At 59.6% G+C, this 15,409-nt stretch carries 12 protein-coding genes; 11 read left to right on the top strand and 1 reads right to left on the bottom strand.

Going from position 1 to position 15,409, the window contains the following annotated elements; translation table 11 throughout:
- The first annotated feature begins 1 nt into the window (after position 1).
- From lpxB to ispD, 10 genes are all read left to right on the top strand, one after another.
- Positions 2–1,132 carry a lipid-A-disaccharide synthase gene (gene lpxB / locus HKK53_RS14520; protein WP_169371388.1) on the top strand — a complete coding sequence of 377 codons (1,131 nt, stop codon included), beginning with the start codon at positions 2–4 and terminating at the stop codon, positions 1,130–1,132.
- Positions 1,133–1,143: 11 nt separating this feature from the next.
- Positions 1,144–1,770 carry a ribonuclease HII gene (rnhB, locus tag HKK53_RS14515; RefSeq protein WP_054047172.1) on the top strand — a complete coding sequence of 209 codons (627 nt, stop codon included), beginning with the start codon at positions 1,144–1,146 and terminating at the stop codon, positions 1,768–1,770.
- A 76-nt stretch (positions 1,771–1,846) separates the two neighbouring features.
- Positions 1,847–5,368, top strand: coding sequence for a DNA polymerase III subunit alpha (gene dnaE / locus HKK53_RS14510; RefSeq protein ID WP_169371387.1), 3,522 nt, complete (start codon positions 1,847–1,849; stop codon positions 5,366–5,368).
- A gap of 140 nt (positions 5,369–5,508) precedes the next feature.
- Positions 5,509–6,456 (top strand): acetyl-CoA carboxylase carboxyltransferase subunit alpha, encoded by a 948-nt coding sequence (locus HKK53_RS14505; protein ID WP_169371386.1) that lies wholly within the window; start codon positions 5,509–5,511, stop codon positions 6,454–6,456.
- A 128-nt stretch (positions 6,457–6,584) separates the two neighbouring features.
- On the top strand, positions 6,585–7,898 hold the full coding sequence (tilS, locus tag HKK53_RS14500) for a tRNA lysidine(34) synthetase TilS (protein ID WP_169371385.1): 1,314 nt from the start codon (positions 6,585–6,587) through the stop codon (positions 7,896–7,898).
- Between the two features lie 274 nt (positions 7,899–8,172).
- Complete coding sequence (locus HKK53_RS14495; protein WP_123508114.1) at positions 8,173–9,804, top strand: CTP synthase; 1,632 nt, start codon at positions 8,173–8,175, stop codon at positions 9,802–9,804.
- Between the two features lie 5 nt (positions 9,805–9,809).
- Entirely contained in the window at positions 9,810–10,655 is an 846-nt protein-coding gene (kdsA, locus tag HKK53_RS14490) for a 3-deoxy-8-phosphooctulonate synthase (protein WP_054047163.1), read from the top strand.
- Positions 10,656–10,811: 156 nt separating this feature from the next.
- Entirely contained in the window at positions 10,812–12,101 is a 1,290-nt protein-coding gene (eno, locus tag HKK53_RS14485) for a phosphopyruvate hydratase (protein WP_169371384.1), read from the top strand.
- 172 nt (positions 12,102–12,273) lie between these two features.
- Positions 12,274–12,552, top strand: a complete 279-nt coding sequence (ftsB, locus tag HKK53_RS14480) for a cell division protein FtsB (protein WP_008028992.1) — start codon at positions 12,274–12,276, stop codon at positions 12,550–12,552.
- Positions 12,549–13,256, top strand: coding sequence for a 2-C-methyl-D-erythritol 4-phosphate cytidylyltransferase (ispD, locus tag HKK53_RS14475; protein WP_169371383.1), 708 nt, complete (start codon positions 12,549–12,551; stop codon positions 13,254–13,256). The genes ftsB and ispD overlap by 4 nt, the downstream gene beginning before the upstream one ends.
- Positions 13,257–13,292: 36 nt before the next feature.
- Here the strand turns inward: ispD and HKK53_RS14470 are convergent, their stop codons facing one another.
- Positions 13,293–14,189, bottom strand: coding sequence for a LysR substrate-binding domain-containing protein (locus HKK53_RS14470; protein ID WP_169371382.1), 897 nt, complete (start codon positions 14,187–14,189; stop codon positions 13,293–13,295).
- Between the two features lie 107 nt (positions 14,190–14,296).
- On the opposite strand from HKK53_RS14470, the gene HKK53_RS14465 reads away from it, so the two are divergent.
- Positions 14,297–15,409, top strand: coding sequence for an S-(hydroxymethyl)glutathione dehydrogenase/class III alcohol dehydrogenase (locus HKK53_RS14465; protein WP_169371381.1), 1,113 nt, complete (start codon positions 14,297–14,299; stop codon positions 15,407–15,409).

The raw sequence follows: 15,409 nt of genomic DNA, 5'->3' as shown, positions 1-15,409 counted from the left end.
CATGGCTAATCTGCGTATTGCGCTGGTAGCGGGTGAGGCTTCCGGTGACATTCTGGGTGCCGGTTTGATGCGCGCCCTCAGGGCCCGGCATCCGGCGGTGGAGTTCATTGGTGTCGGTGGCCCGCTGATGCAGGCCGAAGGCCTGACTTCGTACTTCCCGATGGAACGTCTTTCGGTCATGGGCCTGGTGGAAGTGCTGGGCCGCTTGCGCGAACTGCTGGCCCGACGCAAGAAGCTGATTGCGGACCTGATCGCCGAAAAGCCGGACGTGTTCATCGGTATCGATGCCCCGGATTTCACCCTCAATATCGAACTCAAGCTGCGTCAGGCCGGGATCAAGACCGTGCATTACGTCAGCCCGTCGGTCTGGGCGTGGCGGCAAAAGCGGGTGCTGAAGATTCGCGAAGGCTGCGACCTGATGCTCACGCTGTTCCCGTTTGAAGCGAAGTTCTACGAAGAAAAGGGCGTGCCGGTGCGGTTTGTCGGGCATTCCCTGGCCGATGCGATTCCGCTGCAAGCTGATCGCGCAGCAGCGCGGGCTGAGCTGGGCTTGCCCGACGGTCCGCTGGTGGCGTTGATGCCCGGCAGTCGTGGCGGCGAAGTCGGCCGTCTCGGCGCGTTGTTCCTCGATACCGCCCAGCGCCTGCGCGCCTTGCGCCCCGGCGTGCGCTTCGTCATGCCGTGCGCCAGCCCACAGCGCCGGGCCCAACTCGAAGAGCTGTTAGCCGGCCGTGATCTGCCGCTGACCCTGCTCGATGGCAACTCCCATCTGGCCCTGGCGGCCTGTGACGCAGTGTTGATCGCCTCCGGCACGGCGACGCTCGAAGCGTTGTTGTACAAACGTCCGATGGTGGTTGCCTATCGCCTGGCACCGCTGACGTTCTGGATCCTCAAGCGCATGGTGAAAAGTCCCTACGTATCGTTGCCAAACTTGCTGGCCCAGCGCCTGCTGGTGCCCGAGTTGCTGCAGGACGATGCGACGGTCGAAGCGCTGGCTCAGACCTTGTCCCCACTGATCGACGGTGGCGAAGAACAGACCCGCGGCTTCGATGAAATCCACCGGACCTTGCGTCTGGATGCCTCCAACCAGGCGGCGGATGCCGTGCTGAATCTGATCGGCCACGTACAATGAGTAAAACAAGCATGCAAATGGGGCTGGATTTCACCTTGGTCGCTGAAGTGGAAGATTTGGTTGCCGGTGTCGACGAAGTCGGTCGCGGCCCGCTCTGCGGCGCCGTGGTCACGGCTGCGGTGATTCTCGATCCGAATCGGCCGATTCTCGGCTTGAACGACTCGAAGAAGCTCACCGAAGCCCGCCGCGAAAAGCTCTACGACGAAATCTGCGAGAAGGCCCTGAGCTGGCACATCGCCCGGGCCGAAGTCGAGGAAATCGACGAGCTGAACATCCTGCATGCCACCATGCTGGCCATGCAGCGCGCCATCGAAGGCCTGCATATCCAGCCGAAACTGGCGATGATCGACGGCAACCGCTGCCCGAAGCTGTCCATGCGCGCTGAAGCGGTGGTGCAGGGCGACGGCAAGGTGCCGGCCATCGCTGCCGCGTCGATTCTGGCCAAGGTCAGCCGCGACCGTGAAATGGCCGCGTTCGAATTGATTTACCCGGGTTACGGCATCGGTGGCCACAAAGGCTACCCAACGCCCGTTCATCTGGAAGCCCTGGCCCGTTTGGGGCCGACCCCGATTCACCGCCGCTCGTTCGCCCCAGTACGCCTGGCCTACGAGGCGCGGGAAAACCTGATCGAGAGTTAGTCGCAAGGCTGATGTTTTTACCAAGGCCCGGTACAATCCGGGCCTTGTTGTCTTCACGTTACTAGACAGGATCACTATGCCGGCTTCATTCGTTCACCTACGCCTGCACACTGAATATTCCCTGGTCGACGGTCTGGTGCGGATCAAACCGCTGGTCAAGACCCTGGTCGGCATGAACATGCCTGCCGTGGCGGTCACTGACCAGAACAACATGTGTTCCCTGGTCAAATTCTATAAAGCCTCGATGGGCGCAGGGATCAAGCCGATCTGCGGCGCCGACCTGTGGCTGTCGAACAAGGATCCGGACAACGCTCTGAGCCGGATCAGCCTGCTGGCGATGAACGCCGTGGGCTATCGCAACCTCACCGAGCTGATCTCCCGTGGCTTCATCGACGGCCAGCGCAACGGCTCGATCATCATCGAGCGCGAATGGGTGGCCGAAGCCAGCGAAGGCTTGATCATGCTGTCGGCGGCGAAAGAGGGCGAAATCGGCTTGGCCATGCTCGGTGGCAATCCGGCCGAAGCCGAAGCCCTGGCGCGCGAATGGATGGCGGTGTTCCCGGATCGCTTCTATCTGGAAATCCAGCGCACCAACCGCCCCAACGATGAAGAGCAACTGCACGGCGCCGTGGCCCTGGCCGAGAAAATCGGCGCGCCATTGGTCGCGACCAACGACGTGCGCTTTATCAAGCAGGAAGACTTCGAAGCCCACGAAACCCGCGTTTGCATCGGTGAGGGCCGCGCCCTCGACGATCCGCGGCGTTCGAAAAACTACAGCGATCAGCAATACCTCAAAAGCGCCGAGGAAATGGCTGAGCTATTCAGCGACATTCCCGAAGCGCTGGAAAACACCGTCGAGATCGCCAAGCGCTGCAACATCGAAGTGAAGCTGGGCAAGCACTTCCTGCCCAACTTCCCGATCCCCGATGGCATGACCATCGACGAGTATTTCCGCAAGGTGTCCTTCGACGGTCTGGAAGAGCGCCTGACCGTCCTGCTGCCCAAGGACACCACTGAAGACTACGAAGCCAAGCGTCAGGTCTACGTCGACCGGTTGAATTTCGAGCTGGATATCATCATCCAGATGGGTTTCCCCGGTTACTTTCTGATCGTGATGGACTTTATCCAGTGGGCCAAGAGCAACGGTGTGCCGGTAGGTCCGGGCCGGGGGTCGGGTGCCGGGTCGCTGGTGGCCTATGTACAGAAGATCACCGACCTTGATCCGCTGGAATATGACCTGCTGTTCGAACGTTTCCTTAACCCGGAACGGGTATCGATGCCCGACTTCGACGTCGACTTCTGCATGGACGGACGTGACCGGGTTATTGAATACGTGGCCGAGAAATACGGCCGCAACGCGGTAAGCCAGATCATCACCTTCGGTTCCATGGCCGCTAAAGCGGTGGTCCGTGACGTGGCGCGGGTGCAGGGCAAGTCCTACGGCCTGGCCGATCGTCTGTCGAAGATGATTCCGTTCGAAGTCGGCATGACGTTGGAAAAAGCCTACGAGCAGGAAGAAATCCTCCGTGATTTCATCAAGGTCGATGAAGAAGCCGCGGAAATCTGGGAGATGGCGCGCAAGCTGGAAGGTGTTGTACGTAACGTCGGTAAGCACGCCGGTGGTGTGGTTATTGCCCCGACCAAGCTGACTGACTTCTCGCCGATCTATTGCGACGAGGCCGGTGACGGTCTGGTAACCCAGTTCGACAAGGACGACGTTGAGGCCGCCGGTCTGGTGAAGTTCGACTTCCTGGGTCTGCGGACCCTGACGGTCATCGACTGGGCGCTGAAAACCATCAACCGCGATCGCGCCAAGGTTGATGAGCCGCCGCTGGACATCGCGTTCATCCCGCTGGACGACAAACCGACCTACACGCTGCTGCAAAAAGCGGAAACCACTGCGGTATTCCAGCTTGAATCCCGCGGCATGAAAGAGCTGATCAAAAAGCTCAAGCCCGACTGCCTGGAAGACTTGATCGCACTGGTGGCGCTGTTCCGTCCGGGCCCGCTGCAGTCCGGCATGGTTGACGACTTTATCAACCGTAAGCACGGTCGCGCCGAACTGGCATACCCGCACTCGGACTATCAGTACGAAGGCCTCAAGCCGGTCTTGGCACCCACTTACGGCATCATCCTGTATCAGGAACAGGTGATGCAGATTGCCCAGGTCATGGCCGGCTACACCCTCGGCGGCGCGGACATGCTGCGTCGGGCCATGGGTAAGAAAAAACCCGAAGAAATGGCCAAGCAGCGCGGCGGTTTCATTGAGGGCTGCACCGCTAACAATATCGACCCGGACCTGGCCGGTAACATTTTCGACCTGGTGGAAAAATTCGCCGGTTACGGCTTCAACAAATCTCACTCGGCTGCTTATGGCCTGGTGTCGTACCAGACGGCGTGGCTGAAAACCCACTATCCGGCGCCGTTCATGGCTGCGGTACTGTCGGCGGACATGCACAACACCGACAAGGTCGTGACCTTGATCGAAGAAATTCGCACCATGAAGCTGCGTCTCGACGCGCCGGATGTGAATACGTCGGAGTTCAAGTTCACGGTGAATGACGAAGGCCGGATTATCTACGGTCTCGGCGCGATCAAAGGGGTGGGCGAAGGTCCGGTGGAAGCGATCACCGAGGCGCGTCAGGCGGGTCCGTTCAAGGACCTGTTCGACTTCTGCGCCCGGGTCGATCTCAAGCGGATCAACAAGCGCACCCTCGACGGTCTGATCCGCAGCGGTGCGCTGGACCGCCTGGGGCCTTACTTCCATGACGAGCAGAAAGCCTATCAGGCCAACATCGACCGTAACCGTGCGGTGTTGCTCAACGCGATGGAAGGGGCGATCAAGGCCGCCGAACAAACTGCGCGCACCAAAGACAGCGGTCACGTTGATCTGTTTGGCGGCCTGTTCGTCGAAGAAGACGCCGATGTCTACGCCAACCACCGCAAGGCCAAGGAACTGACCCTCAAGGAACGCCTGAAAGGGGAGAAAGACACCCTCGGCCTGTACCTGACCGGTCACCCGATTGACGAGTACGAAGGCGAAATCCGTCGCTTCGCCCGTCAACGCATCATCGATCTGAAACCGGCGCGCGATACCCAGACCGTCGCCGGCATGATCATCGCCCTGCGCGTCATGAAGAACAAAAAGGGCGACAAGATGGGTTTCATCACCCTCGACGACCGCTCGGGGCGGATCGAAGCGTCGTTGTTTGCCGAGGCGTTCCATTCCGCGCAGTCGCTGTTGCAGACCGACGCGATGGTGGTGGTCGAAGGCGAAGTCAGCAACGACGATTTCTCCGGTGGCTTGCGCCTGCGGGTCAAACGGGTGATGAGCATGGAAGATGCGCGCACCAACCTGGCCGAAAGCCTGCGCCTGAAGCTGCACACGAAGGATTTGAAAGGCGATCAGCTACGCTGGCTGGGTGAGCTGTTCAAGCGTCACCGCGGTGCGTGCCCGATCACCATGGAGTACACCAGTCCCGATGCGAAGGCCTTGCTGCAGTTCGGCGAGACCTGGCGGATCGACCCGGCGGATGCCTTGATTCAAGCCCTGCGTGACCAGTTCGGGCGAGACAACGTCTTCCTCCAATACCGTTGACGGTCAGGTCCTGTAGTTAGGGCCTGATCTCGACCTGAATTTTTAATCTCGACCTGAACGCGCCTCTCCCTTAAGGTAGGGCGCGAATAGACAACCGGCCGGCCCAAGCTCCCTTGGAAGTCGACCCAAGACGGACGCCTATGAACCCGAATTTTCTAGATTTCGAACAGCCGATCGCCGACCTGCAAGCCAAGATCGAAGAGTTGCGCTTGGTCGGTAATGACAATTCGCTGAATATCGGCGATGAGATCTCCCGCCTGCAGGACAAAAGCAGCACCTTGACCGAAGACATCTTCGGCAAGCTGACCAGCTGGCAGATCGCGCGTCTGGCGCGCCACCCGAAACGTCCATACACCCTGGACTACATCGAACACATCTTCACCGAGTTCGACGAGCTGCACGGCGACCGTCACTTCTCCGACGACGCTGCCATCGTTGGCGGCATTGCCCGTCTGGACGATGAGCCGGTGATGATCATCGGTCACCAGAAAGGCCGTGAAGTGCGCGAGAAGGTGCGCCGCAACTTCGGCATGCCGCGTCCGGAAGGCTACCGCAAGGCCTGCCGCCTGATGGAAATGGCCGAACGTTTCAAAATGCCGATCCTGACCTTTATCGATACCCCGGGTGCTTACCCAGGCATCGACGCCGAAGAGCGCAACCAGAGCGAAGCGATTGCCTGGAACCTGCGCGTCATGGCACGCCTGAAAACCCCGATCATCGCCACCGTGATCGGTGAGGGTGGTTCCGGCGGTGCGTTGGCGATTGGTGTCTGCGATCAGTTGAACATGCTGCAGTACTCGACCTACGCGGTGATTTCGCCGGAAGGTTGCGCGTCGATCCTGTGGAAAACTGCCGAGAAAGCCCCGGATGCCGCTGAAGCCATGGGCATCACCGCCGAGCGCCTGAAAGGGTTGGGCATCGTGGACAAAGTGATCGGCGAACCGTTGGGTGGCGCCCACCGCGACCCGGCTGCTGCCGCTGCCTCGATCCGCGCCGAGCTGAGCTCGCAACTGGCGATGCTGAAGAAGTTCGACAACGAGGCGCTCCTGGCCCGTCGTTACGAGCGTCTGATGAGCTACGGTCTCTGATCAATCGCTCCTGCATCACCCTGTAGGAGCAAGGCTTGCCCACGATGGGGACGCAGCGGTTTAACTGACCGACCGCGTTATCGTTCATCGCGAGCAAGCGTTGCTCCTACAAGGTTTTGGTGTGCCCCATGTCACTTCACGCGAAACTGCTCAAGCAACTTGCCCCTTGGCGCAATGCCAATACTTGGCGCATCGCCTTCTCCGGCGGCCTCGACTCCACCGTCCTGTTGCACCTTCTTGCCCACCTCGCCAAAACCGACTCTCTGCCCACGCTCAGCGCGATCCATGTTCATCACGGCCTTCAGGCTGTGGCCGATGCGTGGCCGGATCATTGTCAGTCGGTCTGCGATGCCTTGGGTGTGCCGCTAGAGGTTGTTCGCGTCCAGATTCAACCCGGCGCCAGCCTTGAGCGTGCCGCCCGAGATGCGCGTTATGGCGCCTTCATCGCGGCGACTCACGCCAATGACGTGCTGCTGACCGCCCAGCATCGCGACGATCAGGCCGAAACCCTGTTGTTTCGACTGTTGCGCGGGGCCGGGGTGAGGGGGTTGTCGGGGATGCCGGGCGAACGTGGCTTGGGTCAGGGCCATTTGCTTCGTCCGCTACTGGACGTCACCCGCGCGGAACTCGAGGCTTATGCCGCCGAACATCAATTGAGCTGGATCGAAGACCCCTCGAATGAGGATCGGCAGTTCTCGCGCAATTACCTGCGTCATCAAGTGTTCCCGGTGCTGACCGAGCGTTGGCCGCAAGCGCAGGCGACCATGGCCCGCAGCGCGGCGCATCTGCGCGAAGCCCAAGGGTTGCTGGATGAGCTGGCGGTGATCGATCTGGCCGAGGCGAGCAGTCGCAATGATTTCGATTGGCTGGGATTGCCGTCCCTGGAACTGGCTTCATTGGCAAAACTCTCCGCTGCACGTCAACGCAATGCCTTGAGTTACTGGTTGAAGACGCAGACACGGCTGCCGGACAGTGACCATTGGTCGGGTTGGCAGGATCTGCGCGATGCCACTGGCGATGCCCGTCCAATCTGGCGGCTGGCAGACGGTGAACTGCACCGGGCGAGCGGGCGTATCTGGTGGTTGTCCGGTGCCTGGCTGCGCACGCCACCGGTGGTCGGACGCTGGGCCGATCCCACGTTGCCACTGGTGTTGCCGGATAACGGCCTGCTCACGCTGACCGGGCAAATCCCCGCTGACCCGCTGCAGATCCGCTATCGTGAAGGAGGCGAGATCATGAATTTGCCTGAGCGCGGTCACCGTGACCTGAAGCGTTTGCTTAATGAAAGTGGCGTGCCTTTGTTTGCCCGTGGCAGATTGCCGCTGCTCTATCGCGGTGAGCAATTGCTGGCTGTGGCGGGGTTGCAGGGGTTGAATGGCAGCACACGGGACGGCTGGAATTTACTTTGGCAGCCGCCGAGCGAAGATCAAGGTTTGAGCTGAAAGGGGCTTTCCGGTAGACTACGCTCCCTTCTTGATACAACTTCTGTGGATTCGCCTGAATTGCAGGAGTTGCCGATTACCAAGCAGTCTTTGCTGGGCGATTCCAAAAAATGTGTAGCGAGCAACGCACCGGTGTTTCATCTCCCGGTCTGTCCCAACGCGGCGGTTTTTTTGAAAGATGCACTGTGATTAATGCAGGTGATCGGGGGCTTCGGCCTTCCTTCGCTTTCCCCGGCGGCTCGGACCGCTTTAACGCAGACTTCTAGGGTTTTTCATGACGCGCTACATATTCGTCACGGGCGGTGTTGTTTCTTCATTGGGGAAAGGCATTGCCTCGGCTTCATTGGCGGCCATCCTGGAGGCGCGGGGACTTAAGGTCACCATGCTGAAGCTGGACCCGTACATCAACGTTGACCCGGGCACCATGAGCCCGTTCCAGCACGGTGAAGTGTTCGTCACCCACGACGGCGCCGAGACCGACCTGGACCTGGGCCACTACGAGCGGTTCATCCGCACGACCATGACCCAGAACAACAACTTCACCACCGGTCGTGTCTACGAACACGTCCTGCGCAAAGAGCGCCGTGGTGATTACCTGGGCGCCACCATCCAGGTGATCCCGCACATCACCGACGAAATCAAGCGCCGGATCATCAAGGGCGCCGGCGATGCCGACGTGGCCATGGTCGAGATCGGTGGCACCGTGGGTGACATCGAGTCGCAACCGTTCCTCGAAGCGATTCGCCAATTGCGTTTCGAAGTCGGCGCCAAGCGCGCGATGCTGATGCACCTGACTTTGGTGCCGTACATCGCCACCGCCGGCGAAACCAAAACCAAGCCAACCCAGCACTCGGTCAAGGAACTGCGTTCCATCGGCCTGCAACCTGACGTGCTGGTCTGCCGCTCCGATCACCCGATCGACATCTCGTCCCGTCGCAAGATCGCGCAATTCACCAACGTTGAAGAACGTGCGGTGATCGCGCTGGAAGACGCCGACACCATCTACAAGATCCCGGGCATCCTGCATTCCCAGGGCCTGGATGATTTTGTCGTTGAGCGTTTCGGCCTGCAATGTGGCGGCGCCGATCTGTCCGAGTGGGAAGCCGTGGTCGACGCCAAGCTCAACCCTGAGCACGAAGTCACCATCGCCATGGTCGGCAAGTACATGGAACTGCTGGACGCCTACAAGTCGCTGATCGAAGCGATGAGTCATGCCGGCATCAGCAACCGCACCAAGGTCAACCTGCGCTACATCGATTCCGAAGACATCGAAAACCAGGGCACCGCGCTGCTCGAAGGTGTCGACGCGATCCTCGTACCGGGCGGCTTCGGTCTGCGTGGCGTGGAAGGCAAGATCACTGCCGTTCAATTCGCTCGCGAAAACAAGGTTCCGTACCTGGGCATCTGCCTGGGCATGCAAGTGGCCGTGATCGAGTTCGCTCGTAACGTGCTGGGCTGGAAAGACGCCAACTCCACCGAGTTCGATCGCACCAGCGGTCACCCGGTAGTGGGCCTGATCACCGAGTGGGAAGATGCCACCGGCGCCGTCGAAACCCGTACCGAAGCGTCCGACCTGGGCGGCACCATGCGCCTTGGCGCACAGGACTGCCTGCTGGAGCCGGGTTCGCTGGTTCACGATTGCTACGCAAAAGACGTGATCGTCGAGCGTCACCGCCATCGCTACGAAGTGAACAACAACCTGCTGCCGCAGATCATGGAAGCCGGCCTGAAAATCTCCGGTCGTTCCGGTGATGGCGCGCTGGTTGAAGTGGTTGAAGCCCCGGATCATCCATGGTTCGTCGCTTGCCAGTTCCACCCTGAGTTCACCTCGACCCCGCGCGACGGCCACCCGCTGTTCACCGGCTTCGTCAAAGCAGCGTTGACTCAACACCAGAAGAAGGCGTAATTCCAATGGCGCAGAAGATCATCCGTGTAGGCGATATCGAGATTGCCAACGACAAGCCAATGGTGCTTTTCGGTGGCATGAACGTGCTGGAAAGCCGCGACATGGCGATGCAGGTCTGCGAAGAGTACGTAAAGGTTACCGAGAAACTCGGTATCCCTTACGTGTTCAAGGCCAGCTTCGACAAGGCTAACCGTTCCTCCGTGACCTCTTACCGTGGCCCCGGCCTGGAAGAGGGCATGCGGATCTTCCAGGACATCAAGCAAGCCTTCGGCGTGCCGATCATCACCGACGTCCACGAGCCTGAGCAGGCTGCGGTCGTCGCTGAAGTCTGCGACATCATCCAGTTGCCGGCCTTCCTGTCGCGCCAGACCGACCTCGTGGTTGCGATGGCCAAGACCGGCGCGGTGATCAACATCAAGAAAGCCCAGTTCCTTGCACCGCACGAGATGAAACACATCTTGAGCAAGTGCGTGGAAGCGGGTAACGATCAGTTGATCCTCTGCGAACGCGGTTCGAGCTTCGGCTACAACAACCTGGTCGTCGACATGCTCGGCTTCGGCATCATGAAGCAGTTCGAATACCCGGTGTTCTTCGACGTGACCCACTCGCTGCAAATGCCTGGCGGTCGCTCCGATTCCGCTGGCGGTCGCCGTGCCCAGGTCACCGATCTGGCCAAGGCCGGCATCAGCCAGTCGCTGGCGGGTCTGTTCCTCGAAGCCCACCCGGATCCGGACAACGCCAAATGCGACGGCCCTTGTGCCTTGCGCCTGGACAAACTGGAGCCATTCCTGGCCCAGCTCAAAGCGTTGGACGAACTGGTTAAGAGTTTTCCGACGGTAGAAACCGCGTAAACCTCTTTTCTCCGGTAAAGTACCGCACGATTTAATGTTCAGGCCCTCGGGCCTGAGCCTTATCGTCCGCAAGACTGCCCGCTGCACATCACTTGCCGACGGTAAAAGATTTCCTCTAGCTGCGTCGTTTTCGTCAACTTTGGAGTGTTTACAACAATGGCAAAAATCGTCGACATCAAAGGTCGTGAAGTTCTCGACTCCCGTGGCAATCCCACCGTCGAAGCGGACGTGCTTCTCGATAACGGCATCATCGGTAGCGCTTGCGCGCCGTCCGGTGCTTCCACTGGCTCGCGTGAAGCACTCGAGCTGCGTGATGGCGACAAGAGCCGTTACCTGGGCAAGGGCGTACTCAAAGCCGTAGGCAACATCAACGGTCCGATTCGCGACCTGCTGTTGGGTAAAGACCCAAGCGACCAGAAAGCCCTCGATCACGCGATGATCAAGCTCGACGGTACTGAAAACAAAGGTTCCCTGGGCGCCAACGCGATCCTCGCCGTTTCCCTGGCCGCGGCCAAGGCAGCAGCACAGGACCAGGACCTGCCGCTGTACGCTCACATCGCCAACCTGAACGGCACTCCGGGTGTCTACTCGATGCCGGTTCCGATGATGAACATCATCAACGGTGGCGAGCACGCCGATAACAACGTCGACATCCAGGAATTCATGGTTCAGCCGGTTGGCGCCAAGTCTTTCTCGGAAGGTCTGCGCATGGGCACCGAGATTTTCCATCACCTCAAAGCTGTGCTGAAGGCCCGTGGCCTGAGCACTGCCGTCGGCGACGAAGGCGGTTTCGCACCGAACCTGGCCTCCAACGAAGACGCGTTGAAAGTGATCTCCGAAGCCGTGGCCAACGCCGGTTACAAACTGGGCACCGACGTGACCCTGGCCCTGGACTGCGCGGCGAGCGAATTCTACGAAGACGGCAAATACAACCTGTCCGGCGAAGGCCATGTCTTCACCTCCGAAGGTTTCGCTGATTACCTCAAAGGCCTGACCGAGCGCTACCCGATCATCTCCATCGAAGATGGCCTGGACGAGTCCGACTGGGCTGGCTGGAAAGTCCTCACCGACAAGATCGGCGAGAAAATCCAACTGGTGGGCGACGATCTGTTCGTGACCAACACCAAGATCCTGAAAGAAGGCATCGATAAAAAGATCGCCAACTCGATCCTGATCAAGTTCAACCAGATCGGCACCCTGACTGAAACCCTGGAAGCCATCCAGATGGCCAAGGCTGCCGGTTACACCGCCGTGATCTCGCACCGCTCCGGCGAAACCGAAGATTCGACCATTGCCGACCTGGCGGTGGGCACCGCGGCTGGCCAGATCAAGACCGGCTCCCTGTGCCGTTCCGATCGCGTTTCCAAGTACAACCAACTGCTGCGTATCGAAGAGCAGTTGAATGGCAAAGCCAAGTACAACGGCCGCAGCGAGTTCCGCGGTTAAGTCGTACATGGTAAAAAAGACACCGGATTGTGTCGGAAAAATCGCTACAGCGATGGATTTGCCACTAATCTGATGCCTTAAGAGCACAAGCCTGGGTCCTCCAGGCTTCGTGCTATCAGTAGCTTCATAGTTTTGGCATGGCTGTCTTTTTTCACTGGATACCTGATATTCGATGCGCAGTCCCAATTGGTTGTTCCTCGTCTTGCTCCTGTTGCTGGCTGGCCTGCAGTACCGCCTGTGGGTGGGAAACGGCAGTCTGGCGCAAGTGGCCGAGCTGACTCAGCAGATCGCGGATCAACACGCTGAGAATGAAGGCTTGCTGGAACGCAATCGGGTGATGGACGCCGAAGTCAGCGAGTTGAAAAAAGGCATGGAGACCGTTGAAGAACGGGCTCGTCATGAGTTGGGCATGGTCAAGGACGGTGAAACCCTTTACCAGTTGGCTCAATGATCCAGTCGTTACCGGCCTTCTGGGCCGTGGTTCCTGCCGCGGGCGTCGGTGCCCGTATGGCCGCGGACCGTCCCAAGCAATACTTGCAACTGGGCGGGCGCACTATTCTCGAACACAGCCTCGGCTGTTTCCTTGATCATCCATCCCTGAAGGGGTTGGTGGTCAGTCTTGCGATTGATGACCCTTATTGGCCAAACCTGGCTTGTGCTTCCGATGCTCGCATTCAGCGGGTCGAGGGTGGTGCGGAGCGTTCCGGGTCGGTGCTCAATGCGTTGCTGCACCTGCACGCGTTGGGTGCTGATGATGAGGATTGGGTGCTGGTGCACGATGCTGCGCGGCCGAACCTGGCCCGCGATGATCTCGATAAATTACTGAGTGAACTGGCGGACGATCCGGTCGGTGGTTTGTTGGCGGTGCCTGCACGGGACACCCTCAAGCGCGTCGACAAAAACGGACGAGTGCTGGAAACCGTGGATCGCAGCGTGATCTGGCAGGCCTATACGCCGCAGATGTTTCGCCTGGGGGCCTTGCATCGGGCGTTGGCGGATAGCCTGGTCGCGGACGTGGTGATTACTGATGAGGCGTCGGCGATGGAATGGTCGGGTTTGGCGCCACGCTTGATCGAAGGGCGTTCCGATAACATCAAAGTTACACGCCCGGAAGACCTCGAATGGTTGCGTCAGCGTTGGGCTAACCGCCGCTAAAAGAACGCAGCCTGCGATCTTTTAATCTTCAATCCCTCAATCCCGATACTCCGGCCGCTCCGCCAACCCTTCCTTCAAATAATCCACCAACTTGCGCACCTTCGGCGACAGATGCCGCTGCTGTGGATAAAGCGCCCACACCGCCGTATTCGGTGGTTGATGCGCTTCCAACAGCGAAATCAACGCGCCGCTGTGCAAATGCTCCAGCACGTAATAATCCGGCAATTGACACAATCCGACCCCTTGCAGCGCCGCATCCAACACCGCTTGCCCACTGTTGCAACGCCAGTTTCCCTGCACCCGTTGCGAAAATTCCCGCCCGTTCTGTTCCAGTTGCCACAGGTCTGAACTGCCGATGAGGCAATTGTGCCGGCTCAATTCCGACAAACTGTGTGGGCGACCGTATCGTTCCAGGTAGGACGGTGAGGCGCACAAATACATGCGTCGCGGTGCCAGGCGTGTCGCCACCAGCCGCGAGTCCTGCAGGCGACCCAGGCGGATCGCCAGGTCCAGGCCTTCATGCACCAGATCGAGTTGGCGATTGCTGAGTTCGATGTCGATGCGCAATTGCGGATAGAGGCCCATGAAGCGAGTCACCAGCGGCACGATAAAGCGCTCGCCATACGCCACGGCGCAGGTCATGCGCAGCATGCCCTTGGGTTCGCTGGTCAGGTCGCCGACCGCGCGCAAGGCTTCTTCGCGTCCGTCCTGCAAACGCTGGCAATGTTGCAGGAAGGTTTGCCCGGCTTCGGTCAGGGTGACCCGCCGGGTGCTGCGATACAGCAACCGCGTCTGAAGGCGTTCTTCCAGGCGTACGATTTGTCGACTGACATGGGAGGACGAAACCCCAAGACGTTCGGCGGCAGCGGTGAACTGGCTGCACTCGGCGACGGCGACGAACTCGTCGATCCCTTCCCAGCGGTTTTCCGACATTTAGGATTATCCCTGTACAGCAATAATATTTTGCATTTGTCCCGATTATTCATCGTACGGCGGTGTATTACACTCCTTGTCTCGTTTTTATTCACTGGAGAGTCAGCATGATCAAGTCGCGCGCCGCCGTTGCCTTCGAGGCCAAGAAACCCCTCGAGATCGTTGAAGTCGATGTCGCCATGCCGAAGGCCGGTGAAGTCCTGTTGCGCATCGTCGCTTCCGGTGTTTGCCACACCGATGCCTATACCTTGTCCGGCGCTGACCCGGAAGGCATCTTCCCGTCGATCCTCGGTCACGAAGGCGGCGCTGTGGTTGAAGCCATCGGCGAAGGCGTAACCTCGGTTGCTGTCGGCGATCACGTGATCCCGCTGTACACCCCGGAATGCCGTCAGTGCAAATTCTGCCTGTCGGGCAAAACCAACCTCTGCCAGGCGATTCGCGCCACCCAAGGCAAAGGCCTGATGCCGGATGGCACTTCGCGCTTTTCCTACAAGGGTCAGCCGATTTTCCACTACATGGGCACCTCGACCTTTTCCGAATACACGGTGCTGCCGGAAATCTCCGTGGCCAAGATCGCGAAAGAAGCGCCCCTGGAAAAAGTCTGCCTGCTGGGCTGCGGCGTCACCACCGGCATCGGCGCGGTGCTCAATACCGCCAAGGTAAAACCGGGTGACACCGTGGCCATTTTCGGTCTCGGTGGCATCGGTCTGTCGGCCGTGATCGGCGCAGTCAAAGCCAAGGCTGCACGCATCATCGCCATCGACATCAACCCAGCCAAATTCGAGATCGCCAAGCAACTGGGTGCAACCGATTGCGTGAACCCGAAAGACTTCGACCGCCCGATCCAGGAAGTCATCGTCGACATGACCGATGGCGGCGTCGACTTCTCCTTCGAGTGCATCGGCAACGTGCAGTTGATGCGTGCGGCCCTTGAGTGCTGTCACAAAGGTTGGGGCGAGTCGGTGATCATCGGCGTGGCCGGTGCCGGCCAGGAGATTTCCACCCGTCCATTCCAACTGGTCACCGGTCGCGTCTGGCGCGGTTCGGCATTCGGCGGCGTGCGTGGTCGCACCGAATTGCCAAGCTACGTAGAAATGGCTGAAACCGGCGAGATTCCGCTGGATACCTTCATCACCCACACCATGGGCCTGGAAGATATCAACAAGGCGTTCGACCTGATGCATGAAGGCAAGAGCATCCGTTCCGTCATCCATTTCTGA

Source organism: Pseudomonas sp. ADAK7 (assembly GCF_012935675.1).
Classification (GTDB): Bacteria; Pseudomonadota; Gammaproteobacteria; order Pseudomonadales; family Pseudomonadaceae; genus Aquipseudomonas.
This window is presented reverse-complemented; position numbering and strand designations above follow the sequence as displayed.